This window comes from Shewanella donghaensis (assembly GCF_007567505.1).
Classification (GTDB): Bacteria; Pseudomonadota; Gammaproteobacteria; order Enterobacterales; family Shewanellaceae; genus Shewanella; species Shewanella donghaensis.
Genome location: NZ_CP041783.1, coordinates 2,964,536 through 2,978,206, shown reverse-complemented (window position 1 = coordinate 2,978,206; position 13,671 = coordinate 2,964,536). Strand labels below are relative to the sequence as shown.

Sequence of the window (13,671 nt, the reverse complement as noted above, 5' to 3'; positions counted from 1 at the left end):
ATTTAGCGTTGCAGCAAGCTGCCGGCAGGATGGTTAGAACCATGGATTTGACTGTGGCAATTTAAACAACTCTTACCGCCGCCAAATGCATCCATACCGGGTTGCGGTACAACTCGACTTGCGTGACCATCATCGGCATGACATTGCTGACACAGTTGCGGTGCACGGTTGTTGAGCATGCCTTCATTTACACTGCCGTGTGGGTTATGGCAGGTCACACAGTTTTCAGTAACGGGGGCGTGTTCCCATAGCACTGGGCCACGTTTCTCTGCATGACAGCTATAACAAGTGTCATTAATAGAAGGCTTGTTTAAGGCACTTTCTGTCATCGAACCATGAGGAGAGTGACAATCAATACATGTCATCTGATCCCATTTCATTGGGTGAGCTGAGCGCTTGTTCATATCCGCTTTTTCACGGGTATGACAGCTAGTACAGGTATCGTTAACGGTTAACTTGTCTAAGGCAGGGTCTTTCTCGGCATGAATGTTATGACAATCAGCACAAGCAATTTCTTCAAGGTTATGAGTGCTGCTATGCCAGGCCATTTGTTGTGGGTCATTATGACAACCCTGACATACGGTGTTCTGCGCTTGAGTTGATAGCTTGCTGTCCTGACCAAATTGAATCATTGGCTCTTTGCCGCCACGGTTATGATTACCTTGTGGGCCATGACACGCTTCACACTGCAAACCAGCCATTGGCGAACTGCTGCTATTGAGGTCGCCATGGGTACCTTTAAAGATATCCATGACTTTCTCGCTTTTACGATGACACATTAGACAGCTGTCTGCCCCTTTAGGGGAGTACTTTCCTTCAGTGAACTTTTCAACTAATTGTTGCTCTAATTGTTCACCTGAAATGTCATCCCATGGTGCTGAAACAGCACTAAATGAACATAAACATATGGTTATGCTCATATAGGTTATGAAGTTTCGATAGCAGTTCATCAAGTTACCTGACCTTATTAAATCGAATGTTAAAAATTGCACTAATCAATAAGGGGTAGTTTAGAGCTTTAGCTATGTCTAATCGATAAAATTGAATTATCAGAAAACGACAAATGTGATCCAGATCTGCACGTTAGGTAACAAAAGTAATTAAAATACAGCCTCTTTTAAATTGAGTGACAATTAGTTAATTTTATATGATCAAATATAAATGCAGACCGGCTGTGCATACAAAAATCGTATGTGAATATTGTGAATTAATTAATTTTCCCTTGCCGGATGAATACCATCATTATAAATATCTTTCAGATACAGATTTGATTGGTTTTAATACTATTACTAATTTATTACGTTTCATTGAAAAACATTGTGATAATAAATATTTCTTTATTGATCTATTAAAATATTTTAATCAGCGAATAATGGCATTCACCCAAATTGACCTGTCGAGTGAAATAAGTGATGCTCAAAAATTGCTTGCATTTACCCAATTTTATAATGAGGTTTCAGACTTAAATTGGAGTAATGTAGAAACGGATGACTCGATTGGTTTAGTCGCTACTCGTGCACCACAAGCCATTGCTTCACAATATGACGATCTGTTTATTTATAGTTGTTTAACCAATATCTTAAGTTATTCTTCAAAAGAAAAATCTAATATAATTATAGAGTTACCTTTCGAGCGGGCATTTTATGGTGTCAATGTTGATTTGTTTGATAAGGTTACTTTTAATTGCCAATCTATGTCGGTTATCGTCCCTAAAGATGAACGAGACTTTGGCTCACTATCTATGATAACCGAGCTTTCATTTTCGAGTGTCGATCGTATAAAAGCCGCAGCAAATAGTATTCAACCTTCTCAATTATGTTTATCAAACTTGGCCAATGCCATTGGCGTGTCGGAACGTGGTTTACAACGAGAACTTAAAATTAATAATCACTGTGCTAAGGATATGATTAATAAGACGAGAATGAATTCTATTATTTCTATTTTAAATAAAAATAATGGCAATATTAAAAAATCAGCTTATGAAAGTGGTTTTAAAGACTTACCAAGTTTTAGTCGATACTTTTCTAAATCAGCGGGTCACACTCCATCTCAATATGTTAAAAAACATATTTATAACAATGTACAACTTTAGTTTTAAATAATAAATGCAAATGATAATAGTTATTAAATAGATGTATTTTGATCAAATTAATTCAATTAAAATTCATTAACTTACAATTCCGACTAATTAATCGAATATCATACCAGTATTAAAATTCTGCAATTTATCGCATTTATTGTCGATAATATCCTTAAAAAACATCGATTGTTAATAACCGTTTCAGGCTGTTTATGCTATCTTTGGCCTCATTTGTTATTCAAAGCCAAATAGACCTTTTATGCCAAGTATTGCTCAAATAATCGCTCAGGAACTGAATGTTCGTGAGCAACAAGTCTCAGCAACGATTAATCTGCTTGATGATGGTTCTACCGTTCCCTTTGTTGCCCGCTACCGTAAAGAAGCAACTGGCGGATTAGATGATGCGCAACTGCGTACCTTATATAGCCGCTTAGGTTATTTACGCGAGTTAGCAGAGCGTAGACAAGTGATTCTTTCTAGCATTGATACTCAAGGCAAATTAACGCCAGCATTACAGCAAGCTATTAATGCAGCAGACAGTAAAACCCGTCTAGAAGATTTATACCTTCCTTATAAACCTAAACGTCGCACTAAAGGTCAAATTGCAATTGAAGCAGGCTTGCTACCATTGGCTGACTTTTTATTGGCTAATCGCAGCATTAATCTTGATGACAAAGCGGCTGAGTTTATTAATGCAGAAGCCGGCTTTGGTGATGTTAAAGCAGTATTAGATGGTGCACGCTTTATCTTGATGGAACGCTTTGCTGAAAATGCTGACTTACTGCAGAAGGTTCGTAAACATTTGAGCCAACAAGCTGTGCTTGAAAGTCGAATGGTTAAAGGTAAAGAGAAAGAAGGTGCAAAATTCAGAGATTACTTTGAGCACACAGAAGCCATTACTAAAGTGCCTTCGCATCGAGCTCTGGCAATGCTTCGCGGCCGCAATGAAGGCGCACTTAGCTTATCAATGAATGCCGATCCGAAAGCTGAAGTCGCTCAAAGCAGTTATTGTGTGGTGATTATTGCAGATCATTTTAATTTGAAGTTTTCAGATTCGACAGTCGATCAGTGGCTTAAAACGGTTGTGACTGCAGCTTGGCGCATTAAAATTGCCCTGCAGATGGAAACTGAATTCATTAGCCAAATGCGTGAACGTGCTGAAGTTGAAGCCATAAACGTGTTTGCTCGTAATCTTGGTGATTTACTTATGGCAGCCCCTGCGGGTCCTAAAGCCACCATGGGCTTAGATCCTGGACTGCGTACTGGCGTTAAAGTCGCGATTGTCGATAACACCGGTAAGTTTGTCGCTCATACCACTATTTTCCCCCATGCGCCGCAAAACGTCTGGGACAAATCAATTCGCACCTTAGCTAACCTGGTTAAGATGCATAAAGTCGACATCATCGCGATTGGTAATGGCACTGCTTCACGTGAGACCGATAAATTGGCCGCTGAAGTGATGAGCTTTATGAAAGAGACTCACCCAAGTTTGACTAAAGTCATGGTCAGCGAAGCGGGTGCATCGGTTTATTCAGCTTCTGAGTTAGCTTCTGATGAGTTCCCAAATCTTGATGTCTCTATTCGCGGTGCTGTGTCAATTGCGCGCCGACTGCAAGACCCATTAGCTGAGTTAGTTAAAATTGAGCCAAAATCCATTGGTGTCGGGCAATATCAGCATGATGTTAGCCAAAGCCAACTATCAAGTTCACTTGAAGCGGTGGTTGAAGATTGTGTAAATGGCGTGGGCGTTGATTTGAATATGGCTTCAGCGCCATTGCTTGCTCAAGTGGCTGGTTTGAATAAAACCTTAGCTAAAAACGTGGTTAATTACCGCGATGAAAACGGCAAGTTCGAAACCCGTAAACAATTATTGAAAGTGGCACGTTTAGGGCCAAAAGCCTTTGAACAAGCAGCGGGTTTCTTACGTATTAGCCAAGCTAAAAATCCATTAGACAGTTCATCTGTGCATCCAGAAGCGTACAAATTGGTTGAATCTATCGCTGCTGCGAAAAAACAAACCGTTGCTAGCTTAATTGGTAACAGCGAGTTATTGGCACAGTTAGATGCTGCTGAGTTTGTCACCGATGAGTTTGGCTTACCAACCATAACAGACATCCTTGCAGAACTTGATAAACCTGGACGTGATCCACGTGGTGAATTTAAAACCGCCAGTTTTAAAGACGGGGTTGAAGCGCTTAACGATCTTAAGCTTGAGATGATCCTTGAAGGTGTAGTAACCAATGTGACTAACTTTGGCGCTTTTGTTGATGTAGGCGTACATCAAGATGGTTTAGTACATATTTCTTCATTGACGGACAAGTTTGTGAGCGACCCACACACCATAGTAAAAGCCGGTGATGTGGTTAAAGTCAAAGTAATGGATGTTGATGTTGAGCGTCGCCGAATTGCTTTAAGCATGCGTTTGGATGAACCATTACAAACGGATAAGACAGCTAACAGAAGCAGTTCAAACAAGCCTGGTCAAAACACTCCGGCGCACCAAAAGCCGGCTCATAAGGCTGGTGGCCAGAAGCAGGCTGCACGTAAACAGAATAAAGCCCCTGAGAATGCGGCAATGGGTAATGCGTTTGCTGATGCTTTTGCTAAGCTGAAAAAATAATAATGATGTAGCGATATTCGCTCATTATTTTTAACGCCTTAATATATTTGAGTTTACTCATCTGTGTTAGGGCTTTTTTTTTTGCTTGCCGTTTATTGCTTGCAGTTTATGGTGCGGAGTTTATTACAGGTCGTTTACTGGAATGTTTATCGGGTAAAAAGTAGTGAGATATTATTACTCTTCTAAATAACTCAGACAGACCTCTTCAAAATTACTTTTTGGTGAAATGACCTGATTATTTTTGAGCATCTTTGTTAATGCTTGCTGGCTAATATGTTCATTGTCGATAGTAAATACCAAGCGTTTATCAAGTTGGCTTTGGATTAAAACCCGACAATGTTCTCGGTAAAACATATCATCAAATAACCCGTTGGCTTTGATGCGCTGCAAACCGATTTGTATTCTATTGGCTAACTCTGGCAAGGTCGGTGATACATAAAATAAGGTTACTAATGGAATATGTAAAAGGGTATTTTTCTCGACCATTAAATCGGGATAATCTTTGCGATAAGCGGCGACTTCATCATATGCCTCATTAATGCCCCGTCCAAAACTGATAAAGCGTTCTTTATCTAGCATATGGAATAAACCATTATAACTTGAGCCAATCACCACATTCATTTCGGCTTGTTCCATGGCGAAACGGGTCGACCAAAACATACCAGATCCTGTGGGTATTTTTTTGAACTGCTCAAAGGAGGTAATGTTGGCAAATAGGGATTGGTTTTGTTGTTTGATGATGAAAACACGAAATCCTTGAATGCCTTTTCTTAAAGGCACATCAATCGCGATAAGCTTTTCGTTCCAATGGGGTTTAGGTGCTTCAGCAATAACATTAATCAATTGACCACTGACTAACTCAGACAAGACTCTGCTAGCAGTCATGGGGACAGAAGATGTTTTTATTTCCCATTCACCAAAATCATCTTCGGTATGGATTAATATGAGCTCCATAATGTTATGAGTGTATTCATAACGGGTATCTCTTTCTGAATCTGGCAGATTTAAAATAACGATATCTTTGGCAACAGCGTCAGCAGTCATCACTAAACTTAAGTTCAGTAAGATTTTAAACGCCACAAAAATCCCTTTTTTAAATAGCAATATATGCCTTTTGCATAGCCGTATGCGGAATATGAAATAGTTATATCAATATAAAGAATAACGAGTTAAGACACAATCATACTTAGTTATTCATCTTTAATCCTGTGACATTACACCGAGGTAGAATAAAAGCTTCATCGCTTAATCTTCCTTTTGCGTAATAGATGAAATTGATTCTGCGAATCAAAGGCTTTTTCAAGGTATAAAAAATGGGATGACATCTGGTCATCCCATTGTTATTTATCTCATGCTGAAAAATTACGCAATTTGGGTCATTTCATTCAAAATAAACTGCTCAACCGCACCTTCAGTGGCCATCATGTACTGCTCTAAATGGGTATTACCCATGTGTGTTTGCCATAATTCACGGTTTTCCCAGTTTTCATAAAACATAAAATGCGCTGGGTTTTCATTGTCTTGATGTAAGTCGTAATTGATACAACCTTCTTCTGCACGAGTAATATCCATCAGTTTAAGTAGTTCAGCTTTAACGAGTTCTACTTTATCTGCTTTAGTGATGATGTTTGCTACGATAGTTAACTTAGCCATGATGATGATTCCTATTATTTGTGAGAGTCAGTGTTCGTTTGATGTCGATATATTAACCATTGCACTGACATTGATAAACAGGGTAATGTTGGAAAGATTATCAAAAATAAATAGATAATTGTTTATTACAAGAATCGTTTATCACAAAAATTGCTTATCACAAGGTTTGGTTAATAAATGTTATTAGAAGATCTGATTGTTATTCTAAAAGTGGCTGAGTTTCGCAGCATTACTGCCGCTGCGGCCAACCTTGATATGCGTACAGCGACCGCCAGTGCTGCCGTTAAACGTGTTGAAAATAACTTAGGCGTTGAGTTATTTGTTAGAACCACCCGACACTTAAGGCTATCTGCTGCAGGTGAGCGCTATCTTCCTCAATGTGAAAAAGCCTTGTTGTTGCTGGATCAAGCTAAGCAAAACATGAAGGATGATTTGGATATCATCGATGGTCAGCTGCGGATTGCTTTGTCATCAGATTTTGGACGTCACTTTGTCACCCCATGGTTAGATGAATTTATGGATGACCATCCTCAGCTCAGACTACGAACCAGTATTAGTGATAGTAATATCGACTTTTACCGAGATTCTATTGATATTGCTCTGCGTTATGGCTCGCCAACAGAAGCCAACCTTTATGGGTTTAAGATTTGTAATGTGCCAAGGCTATTGTGTGCTACCCCTGAATACCTTGAGAAAAATGGCACTCCACAGCATCCACATGACTTACCATCGTTTAATGGTTTGTTGTATCAGCTTTATGATGTCGTACATGATGTTTGGCATTTCAGTGATGACGAGAATGAATTTAAAATTAAGATGAATAGTAACCGAGCGGGTAATGATGGCGATCTGGTTAGGCGTTGGTGTGTTGCTGGTAAAGGGCTTGCTGTTAAGTCGTGCTTAGATATGTCAGCGGACTTATTAGCGGGTAAGGTTGTTAGTGTTATGCCTGATTTTAAACCCACTCCCACAGAGCTATGGTTAATTTGCCCCAGCAGGCAATCGATTACACCTGCTGTCAGGTTATTGCGAGATAACTTTAGAAAACAAAGCACTGATATTCTTAAGCAACTTATTGCTAAAGGCTTTATTGATAAAAGCGTTTTAAAATAATCAACTGTGTCATTAGAAGTTTAAACGAGTGCAGACAAGTTACTTTGTGACTGAGGCGTTGTGGTTTGTTGATAATAATCGCCAACGCGTTGCCCTAGCTGCTCATAAAACTCATCAGGTTGATCGACCAAATTGTCAGTTAATAGCTGGCTTTGTATTGCTAAAGGCTTTATTGATAAAAGCGTTTTAAAATAATCAACTGTGTCATTAGAAGTTTAAACGAGTGCTGATAAGTTACTTTGTGGCTGAGGCGTTGTGGTTTGTTGATAGTAATCACCAACACGTTGCCCTAGCTGCTCATAAAACTCATCAGGTTGATCGGCTAAATGCTCAGTTAATAGCTGGCTTTGTATTGCTAGAGGCTTTGTTGATAAAAGCGTTTTAGCATAATTAACTGTGTTATTAGAAGTTTAAACGAGTGCTGACAAGTTACTTTGTGGCTGAGGTGTTGTGGTTTGTTGATAATAATCGCCAACGCGCTGCCCTAGCTGCTCATAAAACTCATCAGGTTGGTCGGCCAAATTGTCAGTTAATAGCTGGCTTTGTATTGTGGCTTTATCTGAACTCGTACTAGAGGCATTTGATTGGGTTTTAACCTGAATATCTCGGCGCTGAATTGTTGGAGAATTGTTTGCCGCAATGCGTAATAGTTGTGGCAATACATTTTTAGCGACATTGGATTGTTGTAGCGGGCTTTCTTGACCTGTAGATTGTTTTTGCTGTTGGCGGTATTTCTCTTCAATAACATCGTAGCGTGCAGACTGATCATTTTTTTGATTCAGTGCGCGTTCATGATGTGCATTTGAAAGCTGTTGCGGCGGTAAAATAGGTTTCGCTTGCTGATTATCCGCACGCGCAAGATCGGTTGCAACATTACTTGTCGCAATCGGTACTTGGGGATAATTGGTCACAATCAGCATAAAGCTCACTTAAGAATTAACTAACAACGTTTAAATTATAGTCAATTAGTAAAGGCTTTTATAGGCTTAGTCTGTATATTTTTTGATCCATGGCAATAATTCATTCAAAAATGCATTTGGGTGTGAAATGAACGGTGCATGAGATGCTTTATTGTGAATAACGTCTTTAATACTTGTTGCTTGTGGTAAAAGATTAATTATCTTCTTAGGTACTAAACTGTCACATCTGCCCCAAATACGTAACCATGGCTGAGTAATCTTATGTAGTTCAGGACGTAAATCTACGTCCCTTAGCATGGCTAATCCTTGATCTAAAACCGCCTGGCTAGGTAAAGGTTTAGCTAAAACAAGTCGTTTAATCGTGAGCATATCCTTTTTAGCAGAGTCACTGCCCATGGCTTGAATCGCTAAAAATCGCTCAACCGTTTTGGCTAGATTGATATTTAATTGCTGGTGAAATTGGCTGAGCACTTTGGGATCAATACCCGGCCATTCAGGTTGTTCCTGCGCCATAAAGCAGGGGGAAGAGGCAACTGTAATTAGCGCTTTGACAGATTGTGGATGGCTAATGGCGATTTGAGTTGCGACTAGTCCGCCTAATGACCAACCTAACCAAATTGCATTTTCGGGCAGAGCTTGAGCTAACGCGGTTGCCCATGCCTTTATGTCATTCTCATTGGCTTCGCTATCGCCAAAACCCGGCAGGTCGACATAATGCACCCTATACTCAGACAGCGCTGTTTGTAATGGATGAAAAACAGCGGAATTGACTCCCCACCCATGCAGTAAAACGACATCTTTGCCGTTGCTGGCATTATTATTGTCAATAGTATGGATATGTAACGCTGGTGGATTCAAAAGATAGCCTCAAATTTTTGGCTCGCGATGACGAGGTATTAGCACTGTCATACAGGATAAGGATATTACATGGCTTGGCAACTCACAAAAAATCGCTTTCGCGGTTTTCTGCAGCAAAAATGTCCACCGTTATTCAGGCAAAGCTATGACATACAAAGCCTTGGCATACAAACTGTTATTACTGCGATTAAGCGTAATTTACCTAATCGATGCTTGCTATGTCATCAGGATATTGAGCAATACGCCGAAGGTAAACCGCAAACAGGCGTCTGCCAAACATGTCTAGTCGCAGGACTTTATCATGACGAAATCTGTTTAGGTTGCGGTAAACCCATACCGCTATTACAAGTCTACTGTGGCCATTGCCAACATATTGAACCGATGTTAATTATTGCGCCATGCAGCTATCATCAAGGTTTAGGATCGTTAATTGCTGGGATAAAATATCAGCAGCAATGCGCGCCACTGACAGCATTGGCGCAAGTATTAGCAATTCGAGTGATGGATTTGGTCGCCAGAGGTTTAATTGATTTACCCCAAGTATTGATACCTGTGCCACTTCATCGTAATCGTCTAAAGCAACGAGGCTTCAATCAAGCGTGGTTAATTGCAAACGAGCTGAGTCAGCTGTTGGGTATCCCCATGGATGATAGTTTGTTGAAGCGCATTATTGATACTAAAGCACAAGCGGGACTTGACGGTAAACAGCGCCGACAAAATTGTGCAGATGCTTTTGAATTAGTGAAAGAGATCCCCTATCAAAGGGTGGCATTGATTGATGATGTGGTGACAACAGGCACTACCGCCAATGAGATTGCGAGCTTGTTTCATGGTCATTACGTGCATGTGCAATGCTGGTGCCTAGCAAGGGCTGAAGCACCAGGTTTGCTGTGATATTGATTCAGCCGATAGCCAATGACTAACGCTTATTTAAATCCCTTTTGAATAAAATACAGTGAATTAGCATAGACTTTTTCAGAGCCTAACCAGATATTTCTGAACAGCAGATTATCGGTTAATGCCACAATATGGCCCTTACCTTTTTGCTCCACAATCATGGCAGGGGTGTTGGCAAAGGCACGCTGGTATTCCTTAGCAAGGTAACCACTGACCAGCGGCTCATTCTCATAATCTGCTGCCACAATGAATGGGGTTGAAGTGAGATTGAAACTGATTTCTCGGTTTTTCATGACTTGTAGTGGGTTAGGCAAGCCAAAGTTAATGGGGTGAGTATCATCAAGCTTTAATGACACAATCGCGCCACCAATGGATTGCCTAGCATTCAATTTTGATTTATCGCCAAAACTCATGCCTGAAGTGCTAAATAAATTATTGAGTTCTTTATGTGTTTTAGGTTCAGACTTTAAAATATTGCGCTTATTTAGCCAAACGAGAGCCCGTTTTTGAGCCACGATCGTGCCGCCATCAATAGTAAATTTTCCTAGCTTTCTGGCGGTGGCATCACTCATTAAGTTATAGGGTCCGTCGGCCATGAAAATATGGCTGTATCCAGATAAGTCGAGCTTTGCAAGGCGATCACTATTCACCATAGTCACAGGTGTTCCCAGTGTTCTATCAAGGTAATACCACATTTGCCCTGTTTCAGAAGCGTTAGTATCAGCACCTGTGATGAGTAGTGGTTTAATCGGTTTAATGGTAATGAAGTCATCGCTACCTAAATCCATCCCCGATGAAGTATGTGAGCTGGTTGCTGGGGTGACATTGACTTGGTATTGCTTAGCCAATTTACTGATAAATTTGGGCAGATTACCGCTAAATTTAGGCTGGCGTTGCGGGATCTGCAAGCTGCCTGCAGGAAACGTTATCTCGGCCGACTTGTTAGCCGTAGGGCCGTTATCAGGCAAGCTAAAAGGCATTTTGGCATATTTAACCTGGATATTTTTAGCCAGTAATTGCTGCAACATTGGCGCTGCAGAGGCTTGTTGCCAATCAATCACAAAAGCGACATTTGCTGCTGCATCAAGTTGATTCATCAGGGTTAACTGAGGCTTATTTGCCGTTAAATATTTGGCACTAGGTTTAGCGCCATTTATTATCGTTAGGGCTAATGCTGACTCAAAATTCCAAGTTGAAATATCATAAAATGTTTCATCTTTAAACTCAGTTCGCTTATCAAACAATGCCTGTAAAAGATCATGTTGAGGCTGGCTTTGTGGAATAAAAAGGCTGTTTTGAGGCATAAAGAGGATGTCATCATCTTCTATATTTTGACTCAAATATTTAAAGCTGATTTTGTGTTGTTCAAGAATCGAGGTGAGCTCGTCAATATGTGCTGCGCCACCTTGGGCTTTCACTAGGCGGCCTTTTTGCTTGCCATCACGGGTGCGTTTTATGTTAGTAGCAAAAAAGTCACCCTGGTACTTTATGAGTTTTTTACGTAATGCGTCAGCACCTTTAAGGCTTGATATCGAGGTAGAAAATTGATTATCAATACTGTTTTGTAAGGTCACTACGCCATTCGGTGAGTCTTGTGCCTGACCGCGTGAGCTCGCTTGTTCAAACAAAATTCCAACGGAACCGTTAATATCCGGGTAAGTAGACCCTTTACCGTAAAAGAAGTCATCGAACATCTGCCCGCTGAAATACACCTGTTTCACTTCATCTAAGGCTTTGCGGTGATAGGCGGCAAGCTCATTTGATAAAGTTTGATTGGCTTTACTCGTTAGCGGGTTAACCCTATCTGGGACCCCAGGTTGGAAGAAGTATGATTGGTTGTGCCACATTTCATGGAAATCACCCACATAATGAGGCTGCCACTTATGGAAGAAGGCGACACGACCTTGGGATGCAGGGTGACGTAAGAATAACCAGTCGCGATTTAAATCCGCAAGGTAATGGTTAAAGCGTCCTCCAGGCCAATCCTGGTTATGTTCACGGTGATTTGGATCCGTGACGATAACATTGCTTCGATTATTGTTGGCCCAGGTTGAGAAGCGATCAAAGCCGTCAGGGTTTTGGGTTGGTGTGAGTAGAATTACGGTGTTTTCTAGTAATTGTGACACCCATTGCTCATTTGAGGCTGCAAGGTAATGGCTGAGTGCGACAGCGGCATGAGCGCCACTGGCTTCATCGCCATGTATAGAGTAAGCCAACCAGATGACTAATGGTCCTTGTTGTTTCGCGCCATACTTCACTTGGCTGCGTTGACTTATTATTTCAGCTAGATTTTGTTGGTTTTTGTCTGAGGTGATGACAGCCGTTAGCTGTTGGCGTCTTTCATGGGAGTAACCGGCAGAATCTAATGACACCCTTGAACTTTGGTTGGCTAACAATTGTAAGTAATGGTTTATTTGATCATGGCGTAAATGCCACTCGCCTAAAGGATACCCTAGGTATTCAGCAGGTTGAGTGATACTTGAATCAATGCTTTCGCTTGAGAGACGTTGCTCAATACGGGATTCTGCCTGCGCGATTGCAAATAAAGGTAAGCAAACCAAGCATGAGAAAAGGGTGCTTTTTGATAAGTATTTAAACAGTGTATTGAAGCTAATCATATAAGAAACAAGATCATAAAAATAAAACCGTATAATCACCATAAAGTGATTGAGTTTAAATCTCCATATAAAAACCCATTTTATCCGTATTTTTTATGCAACTTGGGAGTCACAGGACTACAAAGCCGACGCAACTAATAGTATCATGGCGCTAATTCTCACTAAATCACTCAAGTATTATTTAACGGAGCAGTTTTTATGATCAACATTTCTGATACGGCTCAGGCGCATTTTGTAAAATTACTGGCCGATCAACCTGAAGGCACTCATATCCGTGTGTTTGTTATCAGTCCTGGTACCGCTCAAGCTGAGTGTGGTGTGTCTTACTGTCCACCTGATGCTAAAGAAGCTGATGATACTGAATTACCATTTACTGGTTTCAGTGCCATGGTCGATGAGAAAAGTGCACCGTTTTTAGAAGAAGCGAGCATTGATTTTGTAACGGACCAACTGGGTTCGCAACTAACATTGAAAGCACCGAATGCAAAAATGCGTAAAGTGTCATCAGACGCGCCATTAAAAGAGCGTATTGAGTATGTTATTCAATCAGAGATTAACCCACAGCTAGCTAGCCATGGTGGCAACATCATGCTAATTGAAATTACTGAAGACGACGTTGCCGTTCTGCAGTTTGGTGGTGGTTGTAATGGTTGTTCTCAAGTTGATATCACCCTAAAAGATGGTATTGAAAAGCAGCTATTAGATATGTTCCCTGGTGAACTATCAGGTGTTAAAGATGTGACTGACCATCAACATGGTACTCACTCTTACCAGTAAACATGTAAGCTTTATTGTTGGTCACACTGACAATACACTGCACTTGCTTTACAAAAAACGTGGCTATTTAGCCGCGTTTTTTTTGGTTGAATTTATGCTGTTTGTAACCCTTGTGTTATAACTAAAGTATTAAAG

11 protein-coding genes are annotated in these 13,671 nt (G+C 40.5%); 5 read left to right on the top strand and 6 right to left on the bottom strand.

The window, feature by feature from the left end; translation table 11 throughout:
- Window positions 1-2: 2 nt before the first annotated feature.
- The gene (locus FPK91_RS12610) at window positions 3-920 is read right to left on the bottom strand and encodes a DmsE family decaheme c-type cytochrome (RefSeq protein WP_319593220.1); all 918 of its coding nucleotides are present in this window, start codon (window positions 918-920) and stop codon (window positions 3-5) included.
- Window positions 921-1,174: 254 nt separating this feature from the next.
- Between FPK91_RS12610 and FPK91_RS12605 the strand changes: the two genes are divergently transcribed.
- The gene (locus tag FPK91_RS12605; protein ID WP_158638089.1) at window positions 1,175-2,092 is read left to right on the top strand and encodes a helix-turn-helix domain-containing protein; all 918 of its coding nucleotides are present in this window, start codon (window positions 1,175-1,177) and stop codon (window positions 2,090-2,092) included.
- A gap of 247 nt (window positions 2,093-2,339) precedes the next feature.
- Window positions 2,340-4,700 carry a Tex family protein gene (locus tag FPK91_RS12600; RefSeq protein WP_144211577.1) on the top strand — a complete coding sequence of 787 codons (2,361 nt, stop codon included), beginning with the start codon at window positions 2,340-2,342 and terminating at the stop codon, window positions 4,698-4,700.
- Window positions 4,701-4,874: 174 nt separating this feature from the next.
- Here the strand turns inward: FPK91_RS12600 and FPK91_RS12595 are convergent, their stop codons facing one another.
- Together FPK91_RS12595 and FPK91_RS12590 are read right to left on the bottom strand one after the other, a co-directional pair.
- On the bottom strand, window positions 4,875-5,780 hold the full coding sequence (locus FPK91_RS12595) for a hypothetical protein (RefSeq protein WP_144211576.1): 906 nt from the start codon (window positions 5,778-5,780) through the stop codon (window positions 4,875-4,877).
- Between the two features lie 282 nt (window positions 5,781-6,062).
- Window positions 6,063-6,353 (bottom strand): putative quinol monooxygenase, encoded by a 291-nt coding sequence (locus tag FPK91_RS12590; protein ID WP_144211575.1) that lies wholly within the window; start codon window positions 6,351-6,353, stop codon window positions 6,063-6,065.
- A gap of 177 nt (window positions 6,354-6,530) precedes the next feature.
- Between FPK91_RS12590 and FPK91_RS12585 the strand changes: the two genes are divergently transcribed.
- Window positions 6,531-7,466 (top strand): LysR family transcriptional regulator, encoded by a 936-nt coding sequence (locus tag FPK91_RS12585; RefSeq protein ID WP_144211574.1) that lies wholly within the window; start codon window positions 6,531-6,533, stop codon window positions 7,464-7,466.
- Window positions 7,467-7,876: 410 nt separating this feature from the next.
- On the opposite strand, the gene FPK91_RS12580 is transcribed toward FPK91_RS12585, so the two are convergent.
- Together FPK91_RS12580 and bioH are read right to left on the bottom strand one after the other, a co-directional pair.
- On the bottom strand, window positions 7,877-8,386 hold the full coding sequence (locus tag FPK91_RS12580; RefSeq protein WP_144211573.1) for a hypothetical protein: 510 nt from the start codon (window positions 8,384-8,386) through the stop codon (window positions 7,877-7,879).
- Between the two features lie 66 nt (window positions 8,387-8,452).
- A complete protein-coding gene (bioH, locus tag FPK91_RS12575; protein WP_144211572.1) occupies window positions 8,453-9,244 on the bottom strand; it encodes a pimeloyl-ACP methyl ester esterase BioH in 792 nt (263 codons plus the stop codon).
- Between the two features lie 69 nt (window positions 9,245-9,313).
- On the opposite strand from bioH, the gene FPK91_RS12570 reads away from it, so the two are divergent.
- A complete protein-coding gene (locus tag FPK91_RS12570) occupies window positions 9,314-10,138 on the top strand; it encodes a ComF family protein (RefSeq protein ID WP_227006559.1) in 825 nt (274 codons plus the stop codon).
- A 32-nt stretch (window positions 10,139-10,170) separates the two neighbouring features.
- Here FPK91_RS12570 and FPK91_RS12565 read toward each other — a convergent pair whose 3' ends face one another.
- Window positions 10,171-12,759: a M14 family zinc carboxypeptidase gene (locus FPK91_RS12565; protein WP_144211571.1), complete on the bottom strand. Its 2,589-nt coding sequence runs from the start codon at window positions 12,757-12,759 to the stop codon at window positions 10,171-10,173.
- 198 nt (window positions 12,760-12,957) lie between these two features.
- On the opposite strand from FPK91_RS12565, the gene nfuA reads away from it, so the two are divergent.
- A complete protein-coding gene (gene nfuA, locus FPK91_RS12560; RefSeq protein ID WP_144211570.1) occupies window positions 12,958-13,536 on the top strand; it encodes a Fe-S biogenesis protein NfuA in 579 nt (192 codons plus the stop codon).
- Window positions 13,537-13,671: the final 135 nt, after the last annotated feature.